Here is a 14,252-nt window from a genome sequence, read left to right on the forward strand (position 1 = left end):
CGCACGATATTTATATCTTTCAAAAGCTAATAATTAATTGTATCTGCCTGATGTGGGTACTCTTTTATTTTTGCATGATCCAAGTTGTAAAAATACATAGAAAAAGTGCAATCACTCTTAAAGTTCATCATCAACCTCACCTAATTAGATGCCAATAATCTGTGGCAAAGTAAAAAGCGTGCCACCTAATAAAGCGCGCCATACATACGGTTAGAAAACAGTGTGTTTCAATGAAAGCTAACTACGGTATGTGATTGCATGCTTTATGTAATATTTTAAGTTATTGTTTTTAAATGAATAGACTTTAAAAAGATATAAAGAAGTGACATAAAGGAGGTTAAGGTGATTGCTATTTAATTAACATTTATTTAATTATAAGTAACAAATAAAATAATTAATAAATTGAACTGTTTTAACTTAAAAATAATGACATAAATATTAAAAACATTCATAAAGGGAAGCGTGTGAACACTTTATCAACAAGAAAATGCCTATTAGTAATCGCGATCACTGCAAGTTTTTCTCAGCAAGTGATAGCACAAGAAAATATTGATGTTGGACCACAAACAAATACAACGTTAGCTAAAAAAGTGGCCAAAACCAAAGAAAAAGTAGAAAAAATTGTTATAACAGGATCTCGTTTAAGACGTGATAGTTTTAGTGTTCCTACACCACTAGTTGTTATGACTCGTGAAGATATTGCTGATACAGGTGTGGGATCGTTAGCTGATATTTTAGTTGATGGTATTCCTTCATTAACTGAAGATATTAGTAATACTAATAGTCAGTCATTAGTTTCGGGTACCGGGCTTTCTACCGTTAATTTACGCGGTTTGGGTGCTAGTAGGACGTTAACATTGATTGATGGGCGTCGTGTTGTTTCAAATAGTTACAGTGGTAATAAAGTAAGTTTAAGTACGATCCCTAGTGGTATGGTGCAGCGCGTTGAAGTTATTACCGGTGGCGCATCTGCAACTTATGGTGCAGATGCGGTATCAGGTGTGGTTAATATAATTACGCAAACTGATAAAGAAGGCTTTAGTTTAAGCGGTCGAACAGGGGAGTCGTTTGAAGGCGGTGCAAAAGAATTCACGATTGATATGGATTACGGTACTTCATTTGATGATGATAAAGGTTACGTCTTTGTTAGCTCTAGTTGGGACCGTGAATTTGGATTAAGTTACTCAGATAGAAAACGTGCCCAATTAGAAGATGTTCATGGCTACGACAGCTCGCTTATGTGTAACACAATGCAAAATGCAGATGGCGATGATGTATGTATGCGTGATCAAACACCCGCCGATTGGGCAAGCAAAAGTGATGGAACTCTAGGAGGCGTATTTTTAGAGTCTAGTAATAATGACACTCAATTTTGGTACGATGGGCAAACGTTACGTGATGATTGGAAAGGTAACGAAGAGCGTTACGGTATTAATTCAAATGAGTATGTTGCGCTCAAAATACCAAATGATAAATTTAGCACTGCCGTAAAACTTAATTACGATATTAACGACTCACTAACAGCATATGCTCAAGTTCAGTTAAGCCTTACTAGTTCTTTCAATAATAAGTCACCAGAAGACGATTATGAAAGTGCCTATGTACCAACTTTTGATGCAGAAACTGGCGATGCTTTAGATGATATTCGACCTGGATATATTCCAATAGATAACCCTTATGTTCCCCAGGAGATGATTGATACTAATCCATATAAAGATCGTATTTATTGGGATAGACGTTTTGGTGAAGTAGGTAATATTACAACCGAAAATAATCGTACAACCCTTCGTACTTGGGCTGGTTTACAGGGAACCGCTTTTAATGATGAGTGGGAATGGGATATGTCGGTAGGCTTTGGTAAATTTCATCAAGAACAGCATCGTAATAACGAACTAAATATAGTCAAAGTAAACCAAGCTTTGCAAGCAGAGCAACTCGAAGATGGTACTATTCAATGTAAAGATGAGCAAGCACGTGCAGATGGTTGTGTTGCATTAAATATATTTGGCGAAGGTTCAATTACACCAGAAATGGCCGATTGGATACGCAGTAGTCCAACAATTAATACCTATATTGAGCAATATAATCTTTTAGGTTACATGACAGGGGATTTATTTAAGCTACCAGCGGGTAATGTATCAGCTGTATTTGGAGGTGAGTACCGCAAAGACACTGTTGATTTACAAACCAGCGAAGAGCTAAAAGTGGGGGGGATCACTTGGAATACAATTCCTGAGTTTAATGAATCAATGGATGTGTTTGAAATATTTAGTGAATTTAGTATACCGCTACTCAGAGAAGTAACTTTTGCTAAGTCACTTTCAGTCGAAACGTCATTACGGTTAGCACAATACAGCGTCGATAGTTTAGACAACGTAGCCAGTTATAAGCTTGGTTTTATGTGGATACCCGTTGAAGGTTATGGCATTAGAGCTAACTATTCACGTTCACAGCGTGCGCCAAGTATCAGTGATCTTTATTCACCTCCTCGAGGTGACTTTGATAGCTTTGATGACATATGCGAAGGTGTAACAGCTACCTCAACAGAAGTTGGCCATGCAAATTGTCGATTAGATCCAACTCTTGCTACTTTAATCTCTGAGGATGAAGCATTTGAGTTGGCAGATGAGAACAATAGTTACTCTCCAAATGCAGGTAATTCAAATGTAAATGTTGAGACATCAGATTCTTACACGTTTGGAATCACAATGGCGCCTGACTTTTTAACAGGCTTCAACCTCGCGATAGATTACTACGACATTTCAATTGAAGATGCGCTTGGAGAAATCCCTAACGAAGAAATATTAGAGCAATGCTATAACTCAAGCCTAAGTTATGGCACCGACAATGCATTTTGTAACGATATTACACGAAACAGTGAAGGCCAGATAACTAAAATTATCCAACGTGTATATAACTTAAACGAAGAAAGTGCGCGTGGGGTTGATATAACATTTTCACAAAAAATGGATCTAAATGATTACGGTTCTTTAACACTAAAAGGTGATTTTAATCACGTTATTGAGCAGTCAACGACTTATGAAGGTAACGATGGTTTAGAGACCTTAAATTATGCAGGTTATTATACATCTCAAGATAAAGGTTCGGTTTCACTTCGATGGAAGCTTGATGAGTTAAGTGTACGCTGGAAAGTTAAATACTTGGGGGGATTCAAAGATGAGCTAGAGACTGATGAAGATGTTAGCGATTATCTGGATGCTGTAGCTGATAATAAGGTCCTTTGTAATACGGGTGATAGCGGGTGTATTGAAAACCCAGAGCCATTGTACTTCCAAAATTACGGAACCTACCTAAGACACGATATTTCAGCCTCGTATTCAATGAAAATGGATAAAAACTCTCGTTTGAAAATATCAGGCGGTATCAATAATATATTTGATAATAACGGTTTGTTCCACAAAAGCACTGGTAACTACTACAGTGGTTACGGTGGTGGTGTTGGTCGATTTGGTTTTATAAAAGCTGAATATTCATTTTAATCGACGATAGCTTTATTTAAGTTTTTGCCACAAGGATGTGGTTTCATAAGGTTAAATATGAAACATATATTTTTTTTACTACTGCCTTTATTAGTATGTTCTGGGTTATATGCATTTTTTGAATATGACTTGTACACAAAAAATCAACAAACAACAATTAATGAGTTTTTTGTACTAAAAGACGGGCCTTATATTGCTGAAAGTAACTCTGTATTAGATATAGCTTGGATTTGTAACGATAAGGCGAAACACCAAGCAACAGAATTTAAAAGCATACCAATTTATTTTTCTCAGTGTGGTTTAACCGCAGAGGTAAACACCCTTGAGTTTACTGAAGATATAATTGAATTTACTGGAGTTTCTAAAATAGCGGCTCTAAGTGATTTGCACGGACAGTTTGATTTAATGAAGCAATTATTAACCAATAACAAAATTATAAATAATGAAGGCAAGTGGAGCTATGGGGATGGCCATTTTGTGATTACCGGAGATATATTTGATCGAGGTGATAAAGTAACTGAAATTCTATGGTTTATTTTTGAACTTGAGCAACAAGCTAAGCAAGCTGGTGGCTCTTTGCATTTATTATTAGGTAATCATGAGGTTATGGTACTGAATAACGACTTACGTTACCTGCATGCTAAATATGTCCGCACGGCAAAGTTACTTGATGTAGAATTTGTTAGTCTATTTAATAAGCACACTATTCTTGGTCGTTGGTTACGGAGCAAAGCGGTGTTAGTAAAAATAGATGATTATTTATTTGCTCATGGGGGGGTTCACCCCGACTTTGCTAAAAGTGCAGTGTCATTGCAATCGATAAACACAGTTTTTAAACAAAATTTAGTTAAAGTTGAGCTAGGTAACCCTAGAGAGGGCTTTGCTAAAAAATTACACAAAAAGAACGGGCCTATTTGGTATCGCGGATATTTTAAAGATGATGGTGCAACAGATATAGAAATCGATTTGTTGCTACAACATTTTGAAATTAAAAATATAGTGGTGGGACACACCTCTCAAAAACGAATAGAGTCGCGCTACCAAGGTAAGGTGATCGCTATCGATAGCAGTATTAAAAATGGTGAGTACGGAGAAATTTTATTTATAGAAAATGGTCTATTTAGTCGAGGCACTTTATCAGGCAAACGTTTAGCATTAAATTAAGCTTAATATAAGGGGAGGATTACTTGCTCTTTTTTTATTTTTATTGGAATAGTCAATAATTCATCGTGACTAAATTAAAAACCAGCATTCACCTATCCAACATTTGTGTTTTAATTACTTAACTCATGTAGAATAAAATAATAACTCGTAAACAGTGAAATATTGTTTTTAGATGTAATTGTTTGTATTTTAAATAAAATAGTAAGGTAAGTATTTCATTATGAATGTTGAACAGCCTTTTTTTCTGGGTCCCTATACTGTGCTGCCTCAAGAAGATGCTATTTTAATCAACACTAAAAATAAGCAATCAATTCAACCAAAAGTAACAGAGGTACTTTGCTATTTGGTTTTACATTACCCTCGTGTTGTTTCTCGCGCTGAATTAATTGAGCATGTTTGGGGGAATAATGAACTCGTAGGGGAAAAAGCACTTACTAATACCATCTGGCAAATAAGGCAATGTTTTAAATATCCCAATAATGAAATTTGTGTAATAGAAACAATACGCAAGAGAGGTTATAAGTTATTAGTTAAACCACAAGCCGTTAACGTAGAACAAGCTCCTTCCCTTTCAAGTAAAAACGACAAATCTAATGCTATACCTTGGTTAACCACACTATTTTTAATAACTATGATCATAGGCTTACTTTCTTTTTACTTAGCTCCTAAAAAGGCAGCTAATGCCACTGTTACGCAAATAACTAAAGATCCTGGTAGTGAATTATTTGTTTCACCTTCACCAGATGGTAAAAAAGTGATTTATATATGGGCTAATAATGCAGGGCGTCACTTATATTTAAAAGAGTTAGCTGCACCTCAAGTGCCACCTATACAGCTTACTATTACTAATGCATCCTATAGTCGAGCTGTTTGGAGCCTTGATCAACAATATATTTATTTTTTATCTACAACTGCCTCTAAGTGCTTTGTTATAAAGTTTGAACTAATTAGTAAGAAGGAAACTAAACTAGCTACTTGTCCAGTTACAACTGGAGTTAAATATATTGCAATGTCATCAGATGGAAGGACGCTCGCTTTTAATTCTAAAGTGACAGGAGATATAGAAGACGGCATTTACTTTTTAAATTTAAATAACAATCAAGCAAAGCCTGAGCGGTTTAGTTGTCAAGACAATTGCGCATACAGAGAACGTGATATTGCTTTTTCTCCTAATGGTGAATACGTTGCCGTAGCAAGGCGTGCAAGTAATACTAGCGAAAATATATTTATAGTAAACTTAAAAACCAAAGCTGCTCAGCAAGTTACATTTAAGCATAATGATATTGAGGGGATGACCTGGCATAAAAGTAACGATTTGCTTGTCTTTGGAAGTCAAAAAGCAGATAAGCATTCAGGGTTTATACTTAATTTAAAAACCTTGAAGCAAACACCTTTAAATATATCTGGGTTTGGCTTTCCTAGCTTTTCTGCAGACGGCAGTCTATTTTACCAAAAGCGCCGAGAAACTTACTATATAGCGGGTTACGATCTTTCTACATCGGTTGGTACTAGTATTTATCCCGTTATTGAATCTGAGTTTAGCAATAAATACCCTACTTATTCAGAGGTATCCCAAGAGCTAGCCTATCTATCAAATGAAAGTGGTTATTACGAAGTGTGGCTATCTGATATTTATGGCAGTAATCGCAGGCAGCTTACTAATTTAAAAAAGAATGCTAAATATCCCCTTTGGTCTAATAATGGTAAGAAATTAGTATTTGCGAGTGCAATTAGTAAGAGTGAAAATGAAATTTATGTTTATAATTCAGTAACAAAAAAAATCAATCGCTTAAATATTACATTAGATAAGTTTGGTCGCCCTACTTGGCATCCTAATAACAAAGATCTTGTAATAAGGTTAAATGTAGCTGGAAAACGTGAACTCTATTTATTAGATACTAATACGCTTATGACAAAAAAAGTAACAGATAATAATGGACGTTTTGGCTATATGGATAGTGATAAAATACTCGTATATGTAGATAATAAAAAGGAGTTATATAAGGTTGATATAAATGAACCTCATATGCCTGTAAAGCTGCTCGATAGAAAACAGTTTGGTACCCGCTATGGCTGGAGTATACATAACCATGAAGTTTATTTTAAAAGTGGTGATAAAGCAGGGGATTCAATAAAACGTTTTAATATTGGGAAAAAACTATTGACCGATATTTTGTATGTCCCAACAATCTCTATTTTAGATTCAGAGCCTTTTTCTATGATCCCTTTACATAAAAAACTGTTATTTACTAAAAGTCTATCGGAACAATCTAATATTAATCAATTACATCACCCATTATTTAATTGATTTTCAACGAATGAGTAACATAAATGCTTTGCTATTAGTTTGAACAATAGCTAATTGAATATAAAGTTGGCCCTAAGTAGGCTGCCATAAATTAGTTTTAGCTAAATATTTTATAGTGTTACTTAAAAAACAGATAGGGATAAGTTGTGAAAAAGTATGGCTTCTTAGTGTTTATTCTATTATTGACCGGTTGCGAGTCAATATCGCACTTAGCGCCAGTAAGGGATCTCAATAAACTTGCAAAACAAGTAAAAAACAATCCCACCGATGTTAAAGCAATTGAAAAACAAGTAAAAAAAACGCGGCGTTCAATTAAGCAGCAAGTGGGGAGCGTTAGTCAGCTATTAGCAACGTTAGAAAGTGTAGTTAGTCGTAAATGGGGTAAAAAAAATACTCAGCAACCAACACGCAGAAAATATGTAAAATACAGCAATGATTACCAAGCACGCGCTGTTATTGATTTTGACCGTAATATGGTACAGGTCGAAACCATAGCCACTAAAAATACCAATTCGCTTCTAACTCAAGCAATTGTAATGACATTATTGACCTCAAGTGATCCACATAAAACAGACATTTTTACCAGTGAATCGCCTATTTTAGGGGATGAACCTTTTTTGTATCAACAAGTGCTTGATGAAGACGGGCTCCCCATAAAATACCAATGGCGGGCAAATCGTTTTGCTCGTTACTTAGTAGACACTAAGGTACAAAAAAAACGTAGTGATGGTCATTCAATTACATCGGTATCTTTTCCTCTGGTAGAACAAAACGCTCACTTACGAAAGCAAAAATACAGTGATTATGTATTGGCTGCGGCAAAGAAATACCAAATATCTGCGTCGCTTATCTACGGTATTATTGAAACAGAGAGTCACTTTAACCCTTACGCAGTAAGTTCTTCAAATGCATATGGTTTAATGCAAATAATTCCATCGCGCGCAGGAAGAGACGTCTATCAAAAAATAAAGAAAATACCAGGGGAGCCGAGTAAAGAAGTATTGTTTGATCCTAAAAGAAATATAGATATTGGCAGTGCGTATTTAAGTGTACTAAAAAATAGCTATTTAAATAAAATACAAACCAAACAAAACCAACATTACGCCATGATTTCTTCATATAACGGTGGCGCAGGCAATGTACTAAAAATATTTAATTCAAATAGAACAATCGCATTTTCAAAAATTAACCAATTAACGTCGAGCCAGTTTTATAAAATACTCACAACTAAGCACTCTAGAGCTGAATCGAGACATTACTTAGAAAAAGTGACCGTAGCAGAAAAAGCATATCAATAAGTTTCAAATTTATTTGTTATTGATAAACAAACCATAGCTGAATTCCTGTTTTGGTTCAATCGGTTACTTCAATTTCAGGTGAAATATTAAAAGGAGGTTTGGTGCTATTTTAACTGCCGTTTAAAGGCTGTTACTGGTTTTTGAGTGGCTAGGTTGAGAGGGAGTGGCTTTACTTTCTTTGTGTGTTTTTTTAGGCTGTGTATCTTGTTTACTTTCAAAACATTGGCATTTAAGTGAATATTATTTAGGTGCTTGAAAATACATAAGCCCTATGATGAATCAGCTTCCTTGCTGCATTGAAAAATAACGGAACAACGCTACTAAAATCTGCGGTGGAAAATAAGTATTAGTGCTCATCAGCGTGTGTTGTTATCTGTTAATTAGCTATCTTCATTAGAGTTGCAGTTATGACAGCCGTTGCACTAATACATGCTACTAGTAGTGGGACTATAACCTTCCATCGCTCAAAGTTTGAAACCTGCCTATCATGAATTTCAATAGCAACTTCTATTAATTTTTGCACTAAACTCGGCTCTAATCGCTCACGTATTTTCTTACCATTTTTGGTTTCGTAAGATGCTACGTAACGAGATACTAAAGAGACCCTATTTATTTTATCTTCCTCATCTCTAACACGAAATAGCTCAGGGTGGGATTTTGATAGCTCTACCCAAGAATTCGCAGACCTTGGAATTAGTTTTAGTTCTTCAATTAAGCCTTCTTCACTACGACTTGTATTTCGATGGAATGCTAATACCTGAATTAGTGCGATGACTTCGCCTAGCCGATGCTCTTTTAAGTACTCTTTTGACATTGCAATATATCCCCATGGCTCATAAATAATGAAGTGTTAGGTTGGATTGGAATCTCGTTTTTACACCGAAGGATAAGGCATGACCTATTGGTAACTATACCTTCGCTAATTACGCCACGAAAAATCAGTTATTCCTCTTGTTCTTCTTTTTCACTCTTAGCCGCCATTTTAAACGCCACAATAACCAATCCAAACATAGCAAACGGTAGTGCTGCCAACATGTATTCAACCACATTACTGTCTTGAAAGTTTGCTTGTAGTAAAAAGTGACCTGCTACGCACATTAAAATAACCACTAATAAAATGGGTAGTAACATGAGTTCTTTTTTTGATGAATGATTTTTCATTGAATACGAGGCTATAGCTAAAAATAATGCGCCATTGTAATGAGCTTGTTTAGGCTTGGCAAATACCGCAGAATTTTTTAATTAATGATATGATTAGCGTCAAACAATTGGGCAAGTGTTATTGGGAATAAAGTGAAAAGTAACTTAAAACAAGTTTACCTCGTTGGCGGTGCAGTGCGCGACAAACTGCTAAATATAAAATCAAAAGATAACGACTATGTAGTGATTGGTGAAACGCCTGATACAATGCAGTCGCTCGGTTTTGTACCAATAGGTAGCGACTTTCCGGTTTATTTACACCCAAAAACAAAAGAAGAATATGCACTAGGGCGCACAGAGCGCAAAAGTGGCAAAGGCTATACTGGCTTTGTGGTTGATGCCAGCCCAACCGTTACGCTCGAAGAAGATTTAGCAAGACGCGATTTAACTATAAATTCAATGGCGCTTGACGAACACGGTAATATTATTGACCCGTTTAATGGCCAAACAGACTTACAAAATAAAATACTGCGCCATACCACCGCTGCATTTGTAGAAGACCCTGTACGGGTACTGCGTATTGCCCGTTTTTTAGCGCGCTATGGCAGCGATTGGTGTATTCACCCAAGTACGTATGCATTGATGCGCGAGCTTAAAAATAAAGGTGAGCTAAATCATTTAGTACCTGAGCGCGTGTGGCTTGAAACAGAAAAAGCACTGGGTGAAAAGCACCCTGAGCTTTATTTTGAAGCATTGCAAGGCTTGGGTATTTTTCCAGAGCTTGAGCGCATGGTTAATGTACCGCAGCCAGCAAACCATCATCCTGAAGGGGATGTATTTGTGCATACTATGTTGGTACTTAGACGCGCCGCAGATTTAAATTTTGATTTGGAAACTCGTTTTGCAGCGCTGACTCATGACTTTGGTAAGGCGCTTAGTTTTAAAAAGTATGGAAACTTACGTGGGCACGAACGCGAAGGTGTTGCAATTATTGAGGCGTTTTGTGAGCGCTTAAAAGTGCCTAATCGCTTTCGCGATGTTGGTGTACTCACCAGTGATAATCACACCCTTTGCCACACAATTGATCAGTTAAGGCCGCAAACCGTTCACAAGCTAATAGTGACTAACTTAAATGCTTTGGTACACCCAGAACGTTTTATAGCGTTTACTCAAGCATGCCAATGCGATGCACAAGGGCGTGGTGAAACACTGGTTGATAAGCCATACCCGCAAGCAGCTAAACTGCGAGCAATTCATACTGAGCTGCAAAAAATGGATAAGAAGCAAGTAGTGCAAGATGCGCTTAAAAATGGCAAAAAAGGCCCTGAAATAGGCGAAGAAGTAAAACTAGCAGAAATAAATTGCATTAAAGCATTTTTACAAAGCGAGAAATTGGAAGCTCAACAACGTTAGGCTGAGTTAAATTAAATAGTGTGACACGCCTTCGTTTTTAGGTATGTCGGGTTTTCGAAGTTCTTTATAATTAGCGTTCTTTGGTTTTACATTTTCAGATTTAGGCTTTTTAGATGGCCTATATAGGTCAAAAATAAAGTCTAGCTCTTCACGTTCTAGTAATTCTTTCATAAAGTAATCTCCTCAATAAGCAACTAGGGTATGGTCGTTCGACTGAATTAAAAGTGAATAGTTACATATGAAGTTGTACTAAATTGTAATCGGCAGGTTTTAAGGGGTGAGAGGGGTTTTTTGTTAATTTATATGGAGTTAAGGTAAATTAAATTAACTCTTTTTAACTAAAAATATACAGCTTAATTTATTACGTACTTACTATTTGCATATAGTGCTGTGGCTATAAATATAACGGTATAAATACAGCCTTAACCATTTACTAACGGCAGTGTTACGGTAAATACGACACCATCGGCTTGTTCGTTGTTTTGCGCAGTTACGCTGCCTTTATGGTAATCGCACACCAGCCTTACAATATAAAGCCCTAACCCCAAATGTGGCTGTTGCTGCATTTGCTGGCTACGTACTGACACCATTGAATCAAAAATATGCTCAGTGAGTCCTTCTGGTAACGCGGGGCCTGTGTTTCTCACAGTTAATATTGCTTTATTTTCGCTCTGCTTAAGGCTCACATTAATCGCCGTATTGGCTTCACTAAACTCCATCGCGTTATTGATAAGCTTATCAAGCAGCTGGGCTATAAACTCCGGTGCACCTTGCATAGGTAATTTGCTTTGGCATACATCAAGCGTAAATAACTGGTGTGGGTAAGTAAGCTGATAGCCTTGCATGCAGCCATTTATTACTTTTTGTAAATCAAAAGGCTCAGGCTCGTTGCTTTGAATACTTTGCTCAAGGCGAGTAGCTTCGCTCATGGTGGTTATTATTTTACCTAAGCGTTCAACACCTTCACTGGCGCGATCGAGGTATTTTTGACTCAGCTCGTTTTGTGGCAAGCTTTGTAAGTTCTCGAGTGACGAGCGCACTACGGCAACCGGCGTGCGCAGCTCATGTGATAACCGCGACGACATGTTTTCTAAGTAATCGGTATAGCCGCTAAGTCGGCTTACAATGTTTGAAAAACTACGAGACAGATCGCCAATTTCATCGTTAGCATCACTGTAATTAATACTGCCGGTAACACGCCCTTGCGCATCAATTGCTTGCTCGGCAGTATCGCGCAGCCGCCTAATTCTGTTCGATATACGTGAGGCAAAAAAGAACAAGGTGACAGTACCAATTAGCATCACAGCTAAAATAACGTTAAACAGTTTTTCGAGCGATTTGTTACGCAGCGTACGTACGCCGTTTGTGGTTTCCTCTGCTATTACCGCGCCAATTACTTGGTCTTGAATCCAAATAGGGTAAGCGGCCGATAAAATAACGGCTTTGCTGTCGGGGGTTAAGCGCCAAGACGATGCTGGTTGTCCTTTTAAGGCTTTCGCTAAATGTGTGCCCTGCATAGAAGCTACATCGTGCAGGGTATCTAAAAACTCATTTTCGGGGCGCGTTAATATTTTATAGTAAATTGGGTGTAAGTAATTTTGCTCAAAGCGCTGCCACCAAGTTTCAGGTACTTGGTTAGCAAGCCCATCAGCCCATACGCCATCTGCATTTTGAATAGTACCCGATTGCGCAAGTACGCGATGATGGTTATCAACCACCCAAATACGGCTACCACTGTGGCCCATACCTTTTAAAATACGGCTAATTTCTGGGGAAGGGACTAATACCGAGCCCAAATCGTTTGGGTTATTTAAGTTTGAGGTCGACATTATTTTAGGCTCGAGCAGTGCCCCTTTACTATCTATGTCAACAATAGCAAAGCCAAGTTTGTTGCCCAGCATGCTAATTGGAAAGCGCAGCTCTACGTTATAACCTGATTTGGTACTTTCAAAATAGCCCTGAATTTTTGTAAAAGGGGCTTTGGTATTTGCATCAAATGCATTAACCCAGCCATCTTGGCGCGGCGCAATAATGTAAGTATTAAACTGGCCGTCTGGCGTTTTTAGGCCAATTTGTAAATAATCGTTATTGGTAATGCTTAAGCTATTTTTAGCGCGATAAATAAGGGTATTGTCGGTGACTTTAAATACGGCGTATAAGTAGTTATCAAATTTTCCCACCATGTGATCAAACGATAAGTCACTGGCTTGATGTTTGTTATCTGTTTTTTGTAAGTAGCGCTTGTCGTAATGCCAAAATAGCGGTTGGTAGCTGTCCCAATCGTTAAGTTTACCGTCGAGCTGAATAGGGTTTTTAAGATTATAAGCGTATAAATCGCGGCCTTTTACTACTTGGTCTAAAAAGTTGGTTTGCTCGTCAAATAATGCGGGGCGCTCATGTAATGCAGTAGCAAGAGCACGAGTGGTGCCTACTAGGGTTTTTTCTTGGCCTTGGCGTAAAAACTTTTCCATTTCCCATACGTACTCGTAGCCAAGCCACGGCAGCAAAAACAAAAAACATGAAAGTAATATAAATTTACTGCGCAGACCAAATCGTAGCATTAGTGTTGTTCCCACCTGTAGCCCATGCCATACACTGTATCTATGCAATCAAAGGTGCTATCGAGTGCTATAAACTTTTTACGAATACGTTTTACGTGTGAAGTAATAGTGCTGTCGTCTACATAAATTTTTGCATCGCTCATTAAATCGTTACGGCTTTTAACATGGCCTGGCCGCTGGGCGAGTGAATGCAGCATCCAAAATTCGGTTACGGTTAAATCAACTAATTGTTGTTGCCAAAATACCTGCATACGTTGCGTGTCGAGTGTTAACTGCCCGCGTGTTATGAGGGCGTTTGCATCAGCAGGTTGTTCAAGCGCTTCCATGCGGCGAAACAGCGCACCAATACGTGCAGCCAAGTGAGCCAAGCTTATGTCTTTTGTTAGGTAGTCGTCGGCGCCCATGCGCAGGCCGCATACGGTATCTATTTCGCTATCGCGGGCGGTTAAAAAAATAATAGGCAGTGTTTTAGAAAGCGATCGCAATGTTTGGCACAGTAAAAAACCACCATCTATTTCATGGCCTAGGCCAATATCAACAATGGCTAAATCGGGCAGGGCGTTTTTAAATGCAGCTTCAGCGCAGGCGCGATTTTCAAAGCCACTTACTTGGTAGCCCTGTGCGCTCAGCATTTCTATGTAGTTTTCGCGGATTGCGGGTTCATCTTCAACGATGGCTATTTTTTTCATTTTAATCATTATCCTATCGGCTCTGTTGTGCACTATATCGAAGTTTTTAAGCTAAGTAAGGTTAAAAAGGCAATTGCCATGTTTTTGCCACAATTGCTCAGCAGTTTGCCATTTTTGATCCCCTTTGCTGCCACTTGAGCTTGTTTTAATACACCCATCAAAACAAAACATCACAAATT

At 37.7% G+C, this 14,252-nt stretch carries 10 protein-coding genes; 5 read left to right on the forward strand and 5 right to left on the reverse strand.

The features are described 5' to 3' along the window. Positions 1-464 precede the first annotated feature (464 nt). The 4 genes from LOS73_RS04145 (at position 465) to LOS73_RS04160 (ending at position 8,270) form a co-directional block, all read left to right on the forward strand. Positions 465-3,500 (forward strand): TonB-dependent receptor domain-containing protein, encoded by a 3,036-nt coding sequence (locus tag LOS73_RS04145; RefSeq protein ID WP_457934523.1) that lies wholly within the window; start codon positions 465-467, stop codon positions 3,498-3,500. A gap of 57 nt (positions 3,501-3,557) precedes the next feature. After that, entirely contained in the window at positions 3,558-4,664 is a 1,107-nt protein-coding gene (locus LOS73_RS04150; RefSeq protein ID WP_457934524.1) for a metallophosphoesterase, read from the forward strand. 220 nt (positions 4,665-4,884) lie between these two features. Beyond that, complete coding sequence (locus LOS73_RS04155) at positions 4,885-6,972, forward strand: winged helix-turn-helix domain-containing protein (RefSeq protein ID WP_457934525.1); 2,088 nt, start codon at positions 4,885-4,887, stop codon at positions 6,970-6,972. A 146-nt stretch (positions 6,973-7,118) separates the two neighbouring features. Continuing rightward, the gene (locus tag LOS73_RS04160; RefSeq protein WP_457934526.1) at positions 7,119-8,270 is read left to right on the forward strand and encodes a murein transglycosylase domain-containing protein; all 1,152 of its coding nucleotides are present in this window, start codon (positions 7,119-7,121) and stop codon (positions 8,268-8,270) included. Between the two features lie 376 nt (positions 8,271-8,646). Here the strand turns inward: LOS73_RS04160 and LOS73_RS04165 are convergent, their stop codons facing one another. Together LOS73_RS04165 and LOS73_RS04170 are read right to left on the reverse strand one after the other, a co-directional pair. After that, entirely contained in the window at positions 8,647-9,084 is a 438-nt protein-coding gene (locus LOS73_RS04165; RefSeq protein ID WP_033037986.1) for a hypothetical protein, read from the reverse strand. Between the two features lie 128 nt (positions 9,085-9,212). After that, positions 9,213-9,431: a hypothetical protein gene (locus tag LOS73_RS04170; RefSeq protein ID WP_033023621.1), complete on the reverse strand. Its 219-nt coding sequence runs from the start codon at positions 9,429-9,431 to the stop codon at positions 9,213-9,215. 132 nt (positions 9,432-9,563) lie between these two features. On the opposite strand from LOS73_RS04170, the gene LOS73_RS04175 reads away from it, so the two are divergent. Next, positions 9,564-10,823, forward strand: a complete 1,260-nt coding sequence (locus tag LOS73_RS04175; protein WP_033031615.1) for a multifunctional CCA addition/repair protein — start codon at positions 9,564-9,566, stop codon at positions 10,821-10,823. 6 nt (positions 10,824-10,829) lie between these two features. Here the strand turns inward: LOS73_RS04175 and LOS73_RS04180 are convergent, their stop codons facing one another. The 3 genes from LOS73_RS04180 to pdsR all read right to left on the reverse strand — a co-directional run bounded on the left by LOS73_RS04180 (position 10,830) and on the right by pdsR (position 14,073). Then, positions 10,830-10,994, reverse strand: coding sequence for a hypothetical protein (locus LOS73_RS04180; RefSeq protein WP_002961633.1), 165 nt, complete (start codon positions 10,992-10,994; stop codon positions 10,830-10,832). Between the two features lie 251 nt (positions 10,995-11,245). Beyond that, entirely contained in the window at positions 11,246-13,384 is a 2,139-nt protein-coding gene (gene pdsS / locus LOS73_RS04185) for a proteobacterial dedicated sortase system histidine kinase (protein ID WP_457934527.1), read from the reverse strand. Next, positions 13,384-14,073, reverse strand: a complete 690-nt coding sequence (gene pdsR / locus LOS73_RS04190; RefSeq protein WP_033031611.1) for a proteobacterial dedicated sortase system response regulator — start codon at positions 14,071-14,073, stop codon at positions 13,384-13,386. The genes pdsS and pdsR overlap by 1 nt, the downstream gene beginning before the upstream one ends. Between the last annotated feature and the right edge of the window lie 179 nt (positions 14,074-14,252).

This window comes from Pseudoalteromonas sp. SCSIO 43210, from assembly GCF_054133285.1.